This window comes from Streptomyces sp. NPDC104096, from assembly GCF_055584385.1.
Genome location: NZ_JBVJMD010000035.1, coordinates 19,015 through 35,003, shown reverse-complemented (window position 1 = coordinate 35,003; position 15,989 = coordinate 19,015). Strand labels below are relative to the sequence as shown.

The 15,989-nt window shown below is 72.5% G+C and carries 12 protein-coding genes and 1 other RNA gene; 10 read left to right on the top strand and 3 right to left on the bottom strand.

The genetic code is table 11. The features are described from left to right. Positions 1–18: 18 nt before the first annotated feature. Both ACZ60B_RS28760 and ACZ60B_RS28755 read right to left on the bottom strand, forming a co-directional pair. Entirely contained in the window at positions 19–1,398 is a 1,380-nt protein-coding gene (locus ACZ60B_RS28760) for an ABC transporter substrate-binding protein (protein WP_469391904.1), read from the bottom strand. Positions 1,399–1,583: 185 nt separating this feature from the next. Further along, positions 1,584–5,132 carry an FHA domain-containing protein gene (locus ACZ60B_RS28755; RefSeq protein ID WP_469391971.1) on the bottom strand — a complete coding sequence of 1,183 codons (3,549 nt, stop codon included), beginning with the start codon at positions 5,130–5,132 and terminating at the stop codon, positions 1,584–1,586. 417 nt (positions 5,133–5,549) lie between these two features. On the opposite strand from ACZ60B_RS28755, the gene ACZ60B_RS28750 reads away from it, so the two are divergent. The 4 genes from ACZ60B_RS28750 to ACZ60B_RS28735 all read left to right on the top strand — a co-directional run bounded on the left by ACZ60B_RS28750 (position 5,550) and on the right by ACZ60B_RS28735 (position 11,027). Continuing rightward, a complete protein-coding gene (locus ACZ60B_RS28750) occupies positions 5,550–7,256 on the top strand; it encodes a serine/threonine-protein kinase (RefSeq protein ID WP_469391902.1) in 1,707 nt (568 codons plus the stop codon). Positions 7,257–7,394: 138 nt separating this feature from the next. After that, on the top strand, positions 7,395–8,639 hold the full coding sequence (locus ACZ60B_RS28745; protein WP_469391900.1) for a serine/threonine-protein kinase: 1,245 nt from the start codon (positions 7,395–7,397) through the stop codon (positions 8,637–8,639). Between the two features lie 209 nt (positions 8,640–8,848). Then, positions 8,849–9,952 carry a peptide chain release factor 2 gene (prfB, locus tag ACZ60B_RS28740; protein WP_469391898.1) on the top strand — a complete coding sequence of 368 codons (1,104 nt, stop codon included), beginning with the start codon at positions 8,849–8,851 and terminating at the stop codon, positions 9,950–9,952. A gap of 307 nt (positions 9,953–10,259) precedes the next feature. Then, the gene (locus tag ACZ60B_RS28735; RefSeq protein WP_469391896.1) at positions 10,260–11,027 is read left to right on the top strand and encodes a hypothetical protein; all 768 of its coding nucleotides are present in this window, start codon (positions 10,260–10,262) and stop codon (positions 11,025–11,027) included. Between the two features lie 110 nt (positions 11,028–11,137). On the opposite strand, the gene ACZ60B_RS28730 is transcribed toward ACZ60B_RS28735, so the two are convergent. Continuing rightward, positions 11,138–11,329: a hypothetical protein gene (locus ACZ60B_RS28730; protein ID WP_152885102.1), complete on the bottom strand. Its 192-nt coding sequence runs from the start codon at positions 11,327–11,329 to the stop codon at positions 11,138–11,140. Positions 11,330–11,592: 263 nt separating this feature from the next. Between ACZ60B_RS28730 and ftsE the strand changes: the two genes are divergently transcribed. The 6 genes from ftsE (at position 11,593) to ACZ60B_RS28700 (ending at position 15,979) form a co-directional block, all read left to right on the top strand. Further along, positions 11,593–12,282, top strand: coding sequence for a cell division ATP-binding protein FtsE (gene ftsE, locus ACZ60B_RS28725; RefSeq protein WP_162468066.1), 690 nt, complete (start codon positions 11,593–11,595; stop codon positions 12,280–12,282). A 36-nt stretch (positions 12,283–12,318) separates the two neighbouring features. Further along, a complete protein-coding gene (gene ftsX, locus ACZ60B_RS28720; RefSeq protein WP_152885097.1) occupies positions 12,319–13,239 on the top strand; it encodes a permease-like cell division protein FtsX in 921 nt (306 codons plus the stop codon). A gap of 67 nt (positions 13,240–13,306) precedes the next feature. Then, entirely contained in the window at positions 13,307–14,485 is a 1,179-nt protein-coding gene (locus tag ACZ60B_RS28715; protein WP_469391893.1) for a S41 family peptidase, read from the top strand. 69 nt (positions 14,486–14,554) lie between these two features. Continuing rightward, positions 14,555–15,097 carry an SsrA-binding protein SmpB gene (gene smpB / locus ACZ60B_RS28710; RefSeq protein WP_469391969.1) on the top strand — a complete coding sequence of 181 codons (543 nt, stop codon included), beginning with the start codon at positions 14,555–14,557 and terminating at the stop codon, positions 15,095–15,097. A gap of 134 nt (positions 15,098–15,231) precedes the next feature. Beyond that, positions 15,232–15,621, top strand: a transfer-messenger RNA (tmRNA) gene (gene ssrA, locus ACZ60B_RS28705). A 223-nt stretch (positions 15,622–15,844) separates the two neighbouring features. Continuing rightward, positions 15,845–15,979: a hypothetical protein gene (locus ACZ60B_RS28700; protein ID WP_469391891.1), complete on the top strand. Its 135-nt coding sequence runs from the start codon at positions 15,845–15,847 to the stop codon at positions 15,977–15,979. Positions 15,980–15,989 lie beyond the last annotated feature (10 nt).

Genomic DNA, 15,989 nt, shown 5'->3' with positions numbered 1-15,989 from the left:
TCCGACGTCATCGCCGGATCAGCTCCCGTTCCCGTACGCCGCCGCGGCGTCCTTCTCCAGCTTCGCCTGGGTGCCCGCCACGTCCGACGGGTTCTTCAGGAAGTCCTGGAGGTCCTTCCACTCGCCCTTGCCCGGGGTGCCGCCGAAGGCCTGCGGGGCCTGGTCGGACATGTCGAAGCGGAAGTCGTCGCCGGCCGCGATCAGCGCCTTGGCCATCTTCTGCTGCACCGCGTTCGGGTACACCGACGGGTCGACGTTCTTGTTCGGGGAGAGGTAACCGCCCAGCTCGGCCTGCACGGTCGCGGCGTCCGGCGAGGCCAGGAAGGTGGCCAGTGCCTGCGCGCCCTTGGAGTCCTTCAGCACGACGGCCGCGTCGCCGCCGCTGACCACGGGCGCGGTGGCGCCGACCTTCGGGAACGGGAACACCTTCGCGTCCGTGCCCACCTTCGCCTTCGTCTCGGCGATGTTGACCTGCACGAAGTCGCCCTCGAAGACCATGCCCGCCTTCGGCTGGTCGCCGCCGGTGAAGGTCTGCGTCACGGACGCCGGGAACTCCGTCTGGAGCGCGCCGTCCGCGCCGCCCGCCACGAAGCCCTTCTTGCCCCAGACCTGCGCGAGGGTGGTCAGCGCCTCCTTCACCGAGGGGTCCGTCCACTTGATCTTGTGCTGGGCCAACTGGTCGTACTTCTCCGGGCCCGCCTGGGAGAGGTAGACGTTCTCGAACCAGTCGGTGAGGGTCCAGCCGTCGGCGCCGCCGACGGAGAACGGGGCCACCCCGGAGTCGTAGACCGTCTGCGCGGTGGTCAGCAGCTCCGGCCAGGTCTTCGGCTCGCTCGCCCCCGCGTTCTCGAAGACCTTGGCGTTGTACCAGATCAGGGACTTGTTGGCGGCCTTGTAGTAGACGCCGTACTGCTTGCCGTCGACCTTGCCGATGTCCTGCCAGCCCTGCGAGTAGTTCTTGGCGAGCTGGGCCTGCGCCTCGGCGCCGAGCGGCTTGGCCCACTGCTTCTCCACTGCCTGCTTGATCGCGCCCGGCTGGGGCAGCATCGCCACGTCCGGCGGCTGGCCGCCCGCGATCTTCGATCCGAGGAAGTTGATGATCGGGTCCTGGGCGGGCACGAAGGTGACCTTGGCGCCCGTGCGCTTCTCGAACTCCGCCAGCACCTTCTTGAAGTTCGCCTGTTCGGCCCCGGTCCAGACGGCGGCGACCGACAGGGTGGTGCCGTCCAGCTTCGGAAGGGCGACGGTGCCGGCCGCGCTCGCGGTGCTCCCGCCGTCGCTCTTCTTGTCGCCGCCGCCTCCGCACGCGGTGAGCGAGAGTGTCAGTGCGCCCGCGGCGACGGCTGCCGCCGCTTTCGCGGCCGTGCGTGTCCGGTGTGTTCTGCTCGTCCTCAGCATCACTGCCCCGTTCTTCGTTCGTCGTCGAACGTCGACCGCTTGCCCCGTGCGCTCCGGTCTACGCCGGGTCCCTGGGGTCGGCAAGAGCGCATACGGTGTCAAGTGGGCGATCGTGACCACGTCGTGATCGGGTGCGATCGGGACAGACCGGACGGGGCTGTCCGCCGGACAGACCCCGGGACGCGTCAGAGCAGGGACGGCACCTGTGCCGCCGACACCTCCCGGGCTGCCCGCTCCAGCGCGCTGGCCAGCAGGGCCAGGTCCGTCGGGCCGTTGCCCAGTTCCCGCACCGGGCGGCGGGCCGGCGGGTCGCCCATGCGGGACCAGTCCAGCGGGACGACCGTGGGGCGCAGGGTCGCCGTGCGGGGGATGCGGCCGGTGACCCGGCCGCCCTGGAAGGGGACCGTGCGCCCGCCCGCGACGCCGAGCTGTCCGCGGCCGGGCGCCGGCTCGTCCGCTCCGGACTCCGGCGCCTCCAGCGTCACCCGCAGCGCGGCCCGGCGGGCCGGTTCCGTCTCCGCCGTACGGCCGTCGGGGCCGGTGGCCGCCACCAGGTGGACGCCGAGCCGCTCGCCCTCGCGGGCCACGGCCTCCAGCGCGCGCATCACGGAACCCGCGGCGGGCCGCCCGGGTGAACCCAGCGCGGGGGAGACCAGCGCGTCCAGGTCGTCCACGACCACCACCAGCCGGGGCAGCGGCGGCGCCTCGGTCCGTCGCCCGGCCGCTCCCGGCCGCAGCCGGATCGTCGCGCTGGGCGGGGAGTCGAGATCGCCCGAGCCGTCGGACCCGGGGCCTGCTCCCGGCGCGAGACCGGTTCCGGACCCGAGCCCGGCCCCGGGCCGGGACGTGCCGCGTGCCGACGCGGTGCGCTGGGCGACGATCCGGCCCGAGACCTCGCGGTGGGCGTGCCAGGAGGCGAAGTCGGAGCGGCCGAGCAGCTCGGCCCGGCGCTTCAGCTCGGCGCTCAGCGACTGCGCGAACTCACGCATGCGCACGGGGTCGTTGGCGGTGAGATGCGTGGTGACATGCGGTACGTCCGTACAGACCCGCAGGCCCTCGCCGTGACCGCCGCCCGGGTTGCCCGAGCCGTCCCGGCCGTCCACCAGGACGATGCCCAGCCGGTCGGGGCGCTCGGCGGCGGCGAGCGAGGCGACCAGGGCCCGCAGCAGCTCCGTACGCCCGCTGCCCGCCGGTCCCTCGACCAGCAGATGCGGGCCCTCGGCGACGAGGTCCACGCCGACCGGACCGCGCGGTCCGGCGCCCAGGACGGCCGCCGCCCGGCCGCCGAGCGCCTCGGCGTCGTCGCCGGCGTCGGCCCAGCGGGCCATCAGGGACGCGGGGGTCGCCCGCGCCAGACCCAGCTCGTCCAGCAGCCGCGCCGCCTGGGGCAGCGGCACCGACACGCGCGGCTGGCGCTGGCCCGGCGCGCCGTCCGGGCGCAGCGGCGCCAGCGCCCGCCCGAACCGCTCGGCCCAGGCGAGCGAGACGGCGTCCACGGCCGCGACCGTGCCATGGCCGACCGGGCCGTGCCCGGCCGGATCCGCGGCGACCCGGCCGACCCGCATCAGCTGCACCGCCGTCGCCACGTCCCCGCTGAGCAGCGCCACCGCGCCGCACTCGCGGAACACCGGCGTCACCGCGCAGGCCGCGTCGTACGTCTGTGTCACCGGGGAGGCGGGCGAGGCCGGGGCCGTCTCGGCCAGGCACACCACGTGGATGCCCGCCCGCGGGCCCTCCACCACCAGCCGGGCCACCGCCTCGCGCAGGTCCGCACCCCCGGGGTCGCCGTCGACGACGACCACGGTGTACGGCCCCGGGAAGCCCTCGGCCGAGTCCGCCGCGGCGTCGTCCCGGGCCCAGGAGGGGCGCCGGGGGGAGGGCACGGCCGACCGGCCGTACGACTCCGACGGACGGGCCGCGGGGGCCGGCTCCTCCGGGTGGTCCGCCAGCCGGCGCAGCAGTTCCTCGGTACGGGCCGCGGCCTGCTCACGGTCGTAGGCGAGCAGCAGTCGGCAGTCCTGGCCGTGCGCCGGGCGCACATGGGGCAGCCAGCCCAGCCAGGCCCACTCCGCGGCGCGCTCCTCCACCGGGCGGGAGCGGTCCGCGCTGAGCAGGACGATCTCCAGGGTGTCCGGGGAGTGCAGCGCGGTGAGCTGCGCCACGACCGCGCGCGCCAGCCCGGACAGCCGGGGGCGCGGGCCCGCGAGGCCCAGCGCCCCGGCCTCGCGCAGATCGGCGGTCACCGGCACCGCGGGCAGCGGGCCCGAGCCGTCGGGTGCGGGCCGGTCGCTGGTGCCGAGCCGCACCGTGAGCGTCTCCGGGTGTCCCGGGCCGCGCTCCCACAGCCGGGGGCCGGGGCCCAGCGCCGTCAGCAGCAGGGCGGCCGGGTCCGGCCAGGTGTCCGGCCTGCGGGGCGACAGCGCCGACGGGACGGCGGACCCGCCCCGCGGCTGCGCTTCGTACCCGTCGGGAGCGGCCGGGTCCGGCGCGCCGCGGCCACCGGCCAGCCGCCGGGCCCACCCGGTCAGGCCGCCGGAGCGTCTGCGCGCGGCCGACGGTCCGCCCGGGTGCGGGGCGGGGGATGCGGACGTGTGGAAGGGGTGCGGGGGCGCGGGGTCGACGTCCGCCGTACCGTCGCTGCCGGAGCGGTCGTTCCCGGACCGGCCGGGGTCTGTGCCGCCGGAGCCGTCCGCCCCGGTCCGTCCGCCGTGGGTGTCGGCGTCGCCCCTGCCGTACGTCGTGCCGCCGCCCGGCACGGCGCCGTGGTTCTCGATCAGCGGGGCCCCGCCCTGGACCGGCACGACGGGGGGTTCCGCCGGGCCGTGGGCGCGGGCGCCCGGCGCGGTGCCGGAGGCGCCCCAGCTCACCGAGCCGTAGGCGTGGCCGGTGCCCGGCTCGGGGGTGTCGGCGCCTGCCGCGGCGTCCGGCGCTCCCGGAGCCCGCGCGGCCGGGCCGGACGGGTCGGCGCCGTTCGCGTCCGGGGCCGCGGCGCGGTGCGCGGCCCGGTCCTGGCCGCCTCCGGCGAAGGGCTCGCTCCCGGTCCCGCAGGCCACCCGCACGTGCCCCTCGCCGTCGGGCGTCGTCGCCACCCTCGCCCCGGGGCCCCCGGCGGGCGCGAGCCGCAGCGCCGACTCCCCTATGCGCAGCAGGGCGCCCGGCGTGAAGCGCACCGGGCGGGCGTGCACCCGGGTGCCGTCCAGGGCGGTGCCGTTGGTGGAGCCGAGGTCGGCGACCGAGACGCGGCCGTCGGGGTCGAGGGTGACCGCGCAGTGCAGCCGGGAGACGTCCGGGTCGTCGAGCGGGACGTCGGCGTCGGCGGAGCGGCCGATGTTCACCGGGCCGCCGTGCAGCAGATGGACCCCGCCCGCGTCCGGACCCGCCACCACGTGGAGCTGGGCCGGGGCGTCGTCCATCTCGGGGTGCGGCTCGGGTTCGGCGGGGGCGCCCAGGGACAGCACCGCGCCGTCGATCAGCGGGGGCTCGCCCAGCGTGCAGCGCTGGGAGTCCAGCCGCTCCGCGCCGACGTACAGCACCACGGGACCGCCCGCGGACTCCCGGGGGCGGTCGTGCGCGGAGCCGCCCGCCTCGCCGGAGACCGTCGAGGACAGTGCCGCCGCCACCGCCGCCAGGGCCGTCCCCGCGGGCGCGGTGACCAGCACGTCGCGGGCGGTGGCGCGCCCCCGCGAATCGGAGGGCGGACCCAGGGGGTCTACGACGGTCAGCCGGATCTGCATCGCCGTCAGCGGTCCCTTCTGCGCGGGCGCCCGCCGGGCGAGGACGAGACCGTGCCGCGGTCCCCCACCGCGGACTTCTCCCACCCCGCACGAGCACGTCGGCCAGTACTGGGGGCATCCTCGCACTTGCCACCGACAACGCGCCCGCCGCCCACCGCCAAGTGATCTTGAATGGTCGGCTCTGCCCGCAAAAGTGCCTGACCCGGACCGTGCGGGCGACCGCTTGAGATCGGTCACGTTCGCTTACGGCAACCACGATGGCCCCGGCGAGCGTCTTTCCTTCGAACATGTACGGGCTCGGGGACGTAAGACCCACAGAATGACGACATCCCGGTGCCGGACGGGGCGGCACTAGAGTGGGTCGGAACATCCGACAGTTGGGCCGGAACACCAGGCAAGCAGCAGGGAGCACATGACGTGCGGCCGGTAGGCAGCAAGTATCTGCTCGAGGAGCCGCTCGGACGCGGCGCCACGGGCACCGTCTGGCGAGCCCGCCAGCGTGAGACCGCGGGCGCCGAGGCGGCCGTGCCCGGCCAGCCCGGCGAGACCGTCGCGATCAAGGTCCTCAAGGAGGAGCTCGCCAACGACCAGGACATCGTGACGCGGTTCCTGCGGGAGCGGTCGGTCCTGCTCAGGCTGACCCACCCGAACATCGTCCAGGTCCGCGACCTGGTCGTCGAGGGCGATCTGCTGGCGCTGGTCATGGACCTCGTCGACGGCCCCGACCTGCACCGCTACCTGCGCGAGAACGGGCCCTTCTCACCCGTCGCCGCCGCCCTGCTCACCGCCCAGATCTCGGACGCCCTCGCCGCCAGTCATGCCGACGGCGTGGTGCACCGCGACCTGAAACCGGCCAACGTCCTGCTGCGGCAGAACGGCGGCCAGATGCACCCGATGCTGACCGACTTCGGCATCGCGCGCCTGGCCGACTCACCCGGCCTCACCCGCACCCACGAGTTCGTCGGCACGCCCGCGTACGTCGCCCCGGAGTCCGCCGAGGGCCGCCCGCAGACCGCCGCCGTCGACATCTACGGCGCCGGGATCCTGCTGTACGAGCTGGTCACCGGGCGTCCGCCGTTCGGTGGCGGATCCGCGCTGGAGGTGCTGCACCAGCACCTGAGCGCCGAGCCCCGCAGGCCCTCCACCGTGCCGGACCCGCTGTGGACGGTCATCGAGCGCTGCCTGCGCAAGAACCCGGACGAACGCCCGAGCGCCGTGAACCTCGCGCACGCCCTGCGGGTCGTCGCCGAGGGCATCGGCGTGCACGCGAACTCCGCGCAGATCGCCGCCGCGGAGGCCGTCGGGTCCCTGCTGGCGCCCGCGCAGGCGCCGTCCGCGGTGCCCGGGTCCGCGGACGCCACCCAGGTGCTGCCCACCGGCCAGGCGCCCGGGATGTACGACCCGAACGCCGCGACCAGCTTCCTGCCGCACACCGGGGGCCCGGCGGGCGCCGCCGACCCCACAGCCGTACTGCCCAACCGGGGCGCGGCGGACCCGACGGCCGTCATGCCGCCGGTGCCGCCGAACCAGCCCGGACAGCAGCCGGGCGGCCCGGCGGAGCCGCACCCCTGGCAGTCCCAGCTGCGGGCCGCCCGCGACCGCAACGAGCAGACGCAGGTCCAGTACCTCGACCCCGGCGAGGACCCGCTGCGGCGCCGCCCGCAGCGCCAGGTCGCGCGCCCGCAGCAGCCCGCCCCGCGCCCGGCCCGGCAGCCGCAGCAGCCGCAGCAGCGCGGTCAGCAGGGGTACCAGCAGGGGTACGGGTACCCGCAGCCGCAGCCGCAGCCGCAGCAGCAGCCCCGGCAGCCGCAGCAGTACGCGCCGCCTCGGCAGCCCCGCCAGCCGCAGCAGCCTCAGCGGCCCGCCCGGGAGCCGCGCGAGCCCCGCCAGCGCGGTGCCAACCCGATGAAGATCCCGGGTCTGGGCTGCCTGAAGGGGTGCCTGTTCACGATCGTCATCCTGTTCGTCGCCGGATGGCTGATCTGGGAGCTGACCCCGCTCCAGGATTGGATCGGCACGACCCGGAGCTTCTGGGGCCAGATCGAGCACTGGTACGACCAGGTGTCCGGCTGGATCGGGGATCTCGGCAACAGTGACACGCCGACCGGAGCCGGCAACAACTGACGGACCGGCGGGGCGGACGCCGCTCGGACGTCTGTCTGGGGATTTATCGACATCCAGCAGGTGATTTCCGCCTCGGCGGTGAAGGTTGGCTCGCCGGACGCGTAGTTTTAGCGACAACACGCGTCCGTAGGAGCAGCCTTGGCACGGAAGATCGGCAGCCGGTACGCCGCCCACCAGATCCTGGGGCGCGGCAGCGCCGGCACGGTGTGGCTGGGCGAGGGGCCCGAGGGGCCCGTCGCCATCAAGCTGCTGCGCGAGGACCTCGCGTCCGACGAGGAACTCGTGGGCCGCTTCGTCCAGGAGCGCACGGCGCTGCTGGGACTCGAACATCCCCATGTGGTGTCCGTGCGTGACCTCGTCGTCGACGGGAACGACCTGGCGCTGGTCATGGATCTCGTCCGCGGCACCGACCTGCGCACCCGGCTGGACCGGGAGCGCAGACTGGCGCCCGAGGCGGCGGTGGCCATCGTGGCGGACGTGGCGGAGGGACTGGCGGCCGCGCACGCCGCCGGGGTCGTCCACCGGGACGTCAAGCCGGAGAACGTCCTGCTGGACATGCAGGGCCCGCTGGGGCCGGGCGGCGCGCATCCGGCGCTGCTGACGGACTTCGGCGTCGCCAAGCTGATCGACTCGCCCAAGCGCACCCGCGCCACGAAGATCATCGGAACGCCGGACTATCTGGCGCCGGAGATCGTGGAGGGGCTGCCGCCGCGGGCGGCGGTGGACATCTACGCGCTCGCGACCGTGCTGTACGAGCTGCTGGCCGGGTTCACGCCCTTCGGGGGCGGCCATCCGGGCGCCGTGCTGCGCCGGCACGTGACCGAGACCGTGGTGCCGCTGCCGGGCATCCCCGACGAGCTGTGGCAGCTGATGGTCCAGTGCCTGGCGAAGGCGCCGGCCTCGCGGCTGCGCGCCTCGGAGCTGGCGGCCCGGCTCCGGGAGCAACTGCCGACGCTGGCCGGGATGCCGCCGCTCGACGTGGACGAGCCGGACGCGGAGCCGGGCGAGACCCCGATGGACGAGGCGAGCGAGCCGGCCGCGCCCGTCGGTGAGCGCGCGGTGCGCCGACGCGGGGCCGTACCCCTGGTGCCGGGCGCGAAGCCGGACTCCAACCGGGACACGCACACCTCGATGAGGGTGCCGGGCCCGGACGAACTCGCGGGCGGCGCCCGGGGCACGGCGCGCGCGCCGCGGGCCGCGGGGGCGCCCCGGCCCGGATCCGCGCGCCACCGGGCCTCGGCGCGCAGACGCCGGGTGACGCTGGGGACGGCCGCGGTGGTCCTCGTGGCCGCGGTCGGGTTCGGGACCTGGTGGGCGACGTCGGGGGACGACGCGGGAACGCCCCCGCAGGACACCAAGCACTCGGCCCCCCAGTCGCCGTGACCCGGCTCGGCCCGACCTGACCCCGACCCGGTCCGACCCGACCTGCACGCGCGGGCCGGACCCGCCCGCGGGGATCCACCCGCGGCCGCCCCGGACCGACCCGGGGCCGGGGCGCCCCGGCCGCGCCCGCCGCCCGGCCCGTCCCGGCCGGGTGCGAGGTCACTCCCGCCCCGGCGCTCGTCGCCCGGCGGAGCCGTTACGCTGGATGCGTGGCAGTCGTCGATGTATCCGAAGAGCTCAAGTCCCTCTCCTCGACCATGGAGTCGATCGAGGCCGTTCTGGACCTCGACAAGCTGAGGGCAGATGTCGCCGTGCTCGAGGAGCAGGCGGCCGCGCCGTCCCTGTGGGACAACCCGGACGAGGCGCAGAAGATCACCAGCAAGCTGTCCCACCTCCAGGCCGAGGTCAGGAAGGCGGAGGCGCTGCGCGGACGGATCGACGATCTCGTCGTGCTCTTCGAGATGGCCGAGGAGGAGGACGACCCGGACACCCGTGCCGAGGCCGAGTCCGAGCTCGCCGCCGTCCGCAAGGCGCTGGACGAGATGGAGGTCCGTACGCTCCTGTCCGGCGAGTACGACTCCCGTGAGGCCCTGGTCAACATCCGCGCCGAGGCCGGTGGCGTCGACGCCGCCGACTTCGCGGAGAAGCTCCAGCGGATGTACCTGCGGTGGGCGGAGCAGAAGGGCTACAAGACGGAGCTCATCGAGACGTCGTACGCCGAAGAGGCCGGCATCAAGTCGACCACCTTCGCCGTGCAGGTGCCGTACGCCTACGGCACCCTCTCGGTCGAGCAGGGCACCCACCGTCTGGTGCGGATCTCCCCCTTCGACAACCAGGGGCGTCGGCAGACCTCCTTCGCGGGCGTGGAGATCCTGCCCGTCGTGGAGCAGACCGACCACATCGAGATCGACGAGTCCGAGCTGCGGGTGGACGTCTACCGGTCGTCCGGCCCCGGCGGCCAGGGCGTCAACACGACCGACTCCGCGGTCCGGCTGACCCACCTCCCCACCGGCATCGTTGTCTCCTGCCAGAACGAGCGGTCGCAGATCCAGAACAAGGCGACCGCCATGAACGTTCTCCAGGCGAAGCTGCTGGAGCGGCAGCGTCAGGAGGAGCGGGCCAAGATGGACGCCCTCAAGGACGGCGGCAGCTCCTGGGGCAACCAGATGCGTTCGTACGTGCTGCACCCGTACCAGATGGTCAAGGACCTGCGCACCGAATACGAAGTCGGCAACCCCGAGGCCGTGTTCAACGGTGAGATCGACGGCTTCCTCGAAGCCGGGATTCGCTGGCGCAAGCAGCAGGAGAAGTAACCCGACGGAACGATTTGTCGACAAGGCAACTGCCGCCGAACAGGCGGCAGTTGCCTTTTTTCTGCGCCAGGGACTGGGCTTTTCGTCACACTCTCGGCCGCGGGGTCCGGCATAGGCCCCGTACGAGGACATCGCGCACGCAACGGCCTTGACGTTGCTTTGAAAAGTGGGAAGGGTAAAGCGCGGCATGCGTATCTCTGGGGCGCATGTGAACCGGGGGCGCGGCAAACTTCTCAGCTGTCCCCGTTGATCACCGCCCCCCGTACGCGGCCCTCACTGACGATCGGCTACTGGGGGTAGCAACCAGATGACCAAGAAGACGCGCATCCGCGTCGCGCGGATAGCCGCCGGCGCCGTGATCGCCGCCGGTGCCTCGCTGACGGTGGCGGGCGCCGCCTCGGCCCTCGACCTCGGCGTCACCGCCGTCGGCGACGATCCCTGCGACATCGTCGTCGACCCGAGCTGCACGGGCGGCGGCGCCGACGGTGGCAACGCTGACGGTGGCAATGCCGATGGTGGTAACGCCGATGGTGGCAACGCTGACGGCGGCAATGCCGATGGCGGTAACGCCGACGGTGGCAATGCCGATGGCGGTAACGCCGATGGTGGCAACGCTGACGGCGGCAATGCTGACGGCGGTAACGCCGACGGTGGCAACGCTGACGGTGGCAATGCCGATGGCGGTAACGCCGATGGTGGCAACGCTGACGGTGGCAATGCCGATGGCGGTAACGCCGACGGTGGCTCGAACGCCGACGGCGGGACCAACACGGACGGTGGCTCGAACACCGACGGCGGGTCCAACGCGAACGGTGGCGGCTCCGTCACCGGCGGCAATGAGAACACCGGCCCCAACGGCAACGACAACTCCGCGCAGGAGGAGGGCTCCTCGGCCCTCACCGACACCTCGGAGGCGTCCAACACCTCGGCCCAGAGCAACGGTGAGCAGCTCGCCGAGACCGGTGCCGGACAGACCGCGTTCCTGCTGATCGGTGCCGCCACGATGATCGCTGGTGGTGTCGCCTTCCGCGTGCTGCCGCGCGTCGCGGGCGGCCGTGGCGGCGCCGCCGCCTGACGGTGACCGGATCCGTACGGAACGTGCGCGCCCGTACCCGGACATAGACAAGGGCCTGGAACGAAACCATCGTTCCGGGCCCTTCGTACGAACGCTGCCGCGTGCCCGGCCTACACGGTCTGGTGCGCGAGCAGCGCCACCGCCGCGATCAGCACCGCCAGCAGCGCGATCAGCGTCATCGGGTTCATGCCTGCGAGGAAGTTCTCCTGTTGCAGCCGCTCACGGTTCGCGCGGCACACGGGGCATCGGCCCTCGTTCACGGGCGCCGCGCAGTTCGCGCACACCAGCCGGTCGTACGTCATGCGCTCACCCTCCTCGCACCGGTTCACGTACACAACGCTCTCCGAAGCGAGAACGTTCCCCCTCCACTGTGCCAGGTTCCGCGGAATTCGGCGCGGCCCCCTTTATGCTGCCCCGACGCCCGGCCCCGCAGGCCTCCCGCCGGGGCGGAAAACGCCCGCACAAATGCATACATCCAGCACGCAACCATGACCGGAGCCTGCGCTTGCGCGCCCCGGTCGCGTATGGTCACGCTCATCTACCCCCGGCGACCCGTGGTGCATCCGTGATCCGATTCGACAATGTCTCCAAGGTCTACCCCAAGCAGACCCGCCCCGCACTGAGGGATGTCTCCCTCGAGGTGGAGAAGGGCGAGTTCGTGTTCCTCGTGGGGTCCTCCGGCTCCGGGAAGTCCACCTTCCTGCGGCTGGTTCTCCGCGAGGAGCGGACCACCCACGGGCAGGTGCACGTCCTGGGCAAGGATCTCGCACGCCTCTCCAACTGGAAGGTGCCGCAGATGCGCCGCCAGCTGGGGACGGTCTTCCAGGACTTCCGGCTGCTGCCGAACAAGACGGTGGCGGAGAACGTCGCCTTCGCGCAGGAGGTCATCGGCAAGTCGCCCGGCGAGATCCGCAAGTCCGTGCCGCAGGTGCTCGACCTGGTCGGGCTCGGCGGCAAGGAGGACCGCATGCCGGGCGAGCTGTCCGGCGGTGAGCAGCAGCGCGTGGCCATCGCGCGGGCCTTCGTGAACCGGCCCAAGCTGCTGATCGCGGACGAGCCCACCGGCAACCTCGACCCGCAGACCTCCGTCGGCATCATGAAGCTGCTCGACCGGATCAACCGGACGGGCACGACGGTGCTGATGGCGACCCACGACCAGAACATCGTGGACCAGATGCGCAAGCGCGTCATCGAGCTGGAGCAGGGCCGCCTCGTCCGCGACCAGGCGCGCGGCGTCTACGGCTACCAGCACTGACCGCACCGTCCACCCCGAAAGGCCCAACCAGACGCCATGCGCGCCCAGTTCGTTCTGTCGGAGATCGGTGTAGGTCTCCGCCGCAATCTGACGATGACCTTCGCGGTCGTCGTCTCCGTCGCCCTCTCGCTCGCCCTGTTCGGCGGCTCGCTCCTCATGAGCGACCAGGTGAGCACCATGAAGGGCTACTGGTACGACAAGGTCAACGTCTCGGTCTTCCTCTGCAACAAGAGCGACGCCGAGTCCGACCCGAACTGCGCCAAGGGCGCGGTGACCTCGGACCAGAAGAAGCAGATCCTCGCCGACCTCGACAAGATGACCTCGGTCGTGCAGAAGGTCACCTACGAGTCGCAGGACGAGGCGTACAAGCACTACAAGGAGCAGTTCGGCGACTCCCCGCTGGCCAGCTCCCTCACGCCGGACCAGATGCAGGAGTCGTACCGGATCAAGCTGAAGGACCCGGAGAAGTACCAGGTCATCGCGACCGCCTTCGACGGGCGTGACGGCGTGCAGTCGGTGCAGGACCAGAAGGGCATCCTGGACAACCTGTTCGGGCTGCTCAACGGCATGAACTGGGCCGCGCGGGCGGTGATGGCGCTGATGCTCGTCGTCGCGCTGATGCTGATCGTCAACACCGTGCGCGTCTCGGCGTTCAGCCGCCGGCGCGAGACGGGGATCATGCGGCTCGTCGGCGCCTCCGGCTTCTACATCCAGGCGCCGTTCATCATGGAGGCGGCCGTCGCCGGACTCATCGGCGGCACGGTCGCCTGCGGATTCCTGGTGGTCGCCCGGTACTTCATCATCGACCACGGTCTGGCCCTGTCGCAGAAGCTGAATCTGATCAACTTCATCGGCTGGGACGCGGTCCTCACGAAGCTCCCGCTGATCCTCGCCACGAGCCTGCTGATGCCCGCGCTTGCCGCGTTCTTCGCGTTGCGCAAGTACCTGAAGGTGTGACACATGCCAAAAGGGCCGTACGGACAACCGTCCGTACGGCCCTTTGCGTTGTCCTAGACTCACCGCCATGTCAGGTCGTGACCCGTTCTGTCAGTCCCGCCGCTTCGGCCGCGGGGCCGCCCTGACGTTGGTGTTCGCGAGCGTGCTCGCCGCCGGTGCGGCGACGGGCTCCTTCCCCGACCCCGACGCGAAGAGCGCCGCGGGCCAGGCCCGCCCGGCCGGACCGGCCGACACCGCCGGCCGCCACGAGGACGTCGCCAGGGCGGCCGCCGAGGCGATGGCCGCGGGCAAGTCCCCCATGGAGGCGGCCGAGCGCGCCGTCAGCCGGAGCGGGGACCGCTGGGGCGCGGTGTACTCGCAGGGGGAGTACCAGGAGTTCGAGGAGGCCCTCGACGGCCAGTACACCGGCGTCGGCCTGTGGGCGCGGCGCGAGCGGGACGGCCGGATCGAGGTGACCAAGGTCGCCGCGGGGTCCCCGGCGTCCTCCGCCGGGATCGCCAAGGGCGACCGGCTGCGCAGCGTCGACGGCGAGAAGGTCGACGGGCGGCCCGTCACCGAGGTCGTCTCGTTACTGCGCGGCGACGCCACGGACGCGGCCGCCGGCACCGAGGTCACCCTCGGTCTGGAGCGCGGCACGCACACCTGGTCCCGGACCCTGCGCCGGGCCACGCTGTCCACCGACTCCGTGACCGTGCAGAAGGCCGTGGGCGGGGTCACCGTCATCACGGTCGCCGCGTTCACCAAGGGCGTCGGCGACGACGTACGGGCCGCCGTGCGGCAGGCCCCGGCCGGCACCGGGGTCATCCTCGATCTGCGCGGCAACTCCGGCGGGCTGGTCACCGAGGCCGTCACCGCCGCCTCCGCCTTCCTCGACGGCGGCCTCGTCGCCACGTACGACGTGGACGGCGCCCAGCGGGCCCTGCACGCCGACCCCGGCGGTGACACCACCAGACCGCTGGTCGCGCTCGTCGACGGCGGCACGATGAGCGCGGCCGAGCTGCTCACCGGGGCGCTCAAGGACCGGGGCCGGGCGGTCGTGGTGGGCTCCCGGACCTTCGGCAAGGGCTCGGTGCAGATGCCGAGCAGGCTGCCGGACGGTTCCGTCGCCGAGCTGACCGTCGGGCACTACCGCACCCCGTCGGGCCGGGGCGTGGACGGCACGGGGATCTCACCCGACGTGGAGGCCGACGGCGCGGCGCTGGCGCGGGCGCGGACCGTGCTGAGCGGCCTGGGCGACACCACGTGACCCCTCGGGAATCGGCTTTCCCTCCGACCCCTGTGTAGTGCGAAAATGGCAAGCACTATGTCCAAGGGAATGTACGTACCGAAAGAGTCCCAGCAGAAGCAGCAGGGGACGGCCGCCAAGTCCAGGGACGGCGAGAAGGGCGGCAAGCGCAAGATCGTCGCGCAGAACAAGAAGGCGCGGCACGACTACGCGATCGTCGACACCTACGAGGCCGGTCTCGTCCTGTCCGGCACCGAGGTGAAGTCGCTGCGGCAGGGGCGGGCCTCGCTCGTCGACGGCTTCGTGCAGATCGACGGGCACGAGGCGTGGCTGCACAACGCCCACATCCCCGAGTACAGCCAGGGGACCTGGACCAACCACTCGGTGCGCCGCAAGCGCAAGCTGCTGCTGCACCGCGAGGAGATCGACAAGCTGGAGTCGAAGGCCCAGGAGACGGGACACACCATCGTGCCCCTCGCCCTGTACTTCAAGGACGGCCGGGCCAAGGCCGAGATCGCGCTCGCGCGCGGCAAGAAGGAGTACGACAAGCGGCAGACGCTGCGCGAGCAGCAGGACCGCCGGGAGAGCGACCGCGCGATCGCGGCCGCGAAGCGCAGGCAGCGGGGCGCGTAACCGCCGGGCAATGCGTCGGCGGGGAATACAGTGGCATCGGTGCGCGTTGGTCACGTACGATGGCACTGCACCTCACAGCGGGTGCGCACCCTCCCCGGAGGGGCCCTCGCACGAGGGTATTGAAAAAACAACATGGGGATGATCGGTTTCGACAGCGGCTGTTGAAGCAGGGGAAGCGTGTCGAGGAAGCGGCAATGATCTCGTTAACCATATGTCGCAACCAATAATCGCCAATTCTAAGAGCGATTCCCAGTCCTTCGCCCTCGCTGCCTAATTAGGTAGTGAGTGAAGGACCCTTAATGGGTGTCAGCCCGGGGGTGTTCCCGACCCGGACCCTGGCATAATCTAGGGAACTAAACCGTCCGGCCCGGTCACGGGGTCGGGCGGGAAATCAAACAGTGACTGGGCCCGTCGGCGACTTGTTCGCGTGATTGCCGGGGCCGAGAAAAGCGCAGCGAACTGCACACGGAGAAGCCCTGATTTTGCACCGTTGGACGCGGGTTCGATTCCCGCCATCTCCACTCATCCCATGTGGACGAAGGCCCTGCCGCTCTCGAGCGGCGGGGCCTTCGTCATGTCGCCGCGCGCCTTCGTCCGGCGCCGACTGATCGGCAATATGCCGCCCGAGCGCGTCATGGGTTCGCCCCGCGCTCCCCGGCCCGTCCGAAGTCGTCGGACATCCGGGGCAACCGGGCCTCCGTTTTCCCGCTCTTCACAGACGCCACACATGTGGTTACCGTTCGGTAGATGCCGCTGGCCTTCGGCCAGTTGGCCGCCGCGCGCTCGGTGGAGCTGACCACTCCGCTGTCGCGTACGTCGATCGGCGACCGGGGGAACACCGTCGCCACGGGGAGGGGTACGTCGTCATGCCGCGATTCCTGAAGCAATCGAG

Coding starts and splice junctions, on each gene's coding strand:
- ACZ60B_RS28700 (WP_469391891.1), top strand. CDS start 15,845: ATGCCGCTGGCCTTCGGCCAGTTGGCCGCCGCGCGCTCGGTGGAGCTG.
- ACZ60B_RS28760 (WP_469391904.1), bottom strand. CDS start 1,398: ATGCTGAGGACGAGCAGAACACACCGGACACGCACGGCCGCGAAAGCG.
- ACZ60B_RS28715 (WP_469391893.1), top strand. CDS start 13,307: ATGTCAGGTCGTGACCCGTTCTGTCAGTCCCGCCGCTTCGGCCGCGGG.
- ACZ60B_RS28735 (WP_469391896.1), top strand. CDS start 10,260: ATGACCAAGAAGACGCGCATCCGCGTCGCGCGGATAGCCGCCGGCGCC.
- ACZ60B_RS28730 (WP_152885102.1), bottom strand. CDS start 11,329: ATGACGTACGACCGGCTGGTGTGCGCGAACTGCGCGGCGCCCGTGAAC.
- ACZ60B_RS28755 (WP_469391971.1), bottom strand. CDS start 5,132: ATGCAGATCCGGCTGACCGTCGTAGACCCCCTGGGTCCGCCCTCCGAT.
- smpB (WP_469391969.1), top strand. CDS start 14,555: ATGTACGTACCGAAAGAGTCCCAGCAGAAGCAGCAGGGGACGGCCGCC.
- ftsX (WP_152885097.1), top strand. CDS start 12,319: ATGCGCGCCCAGTTCGTTCTGTCGGAGATCGGTGTAGGTCTCCGCCGC.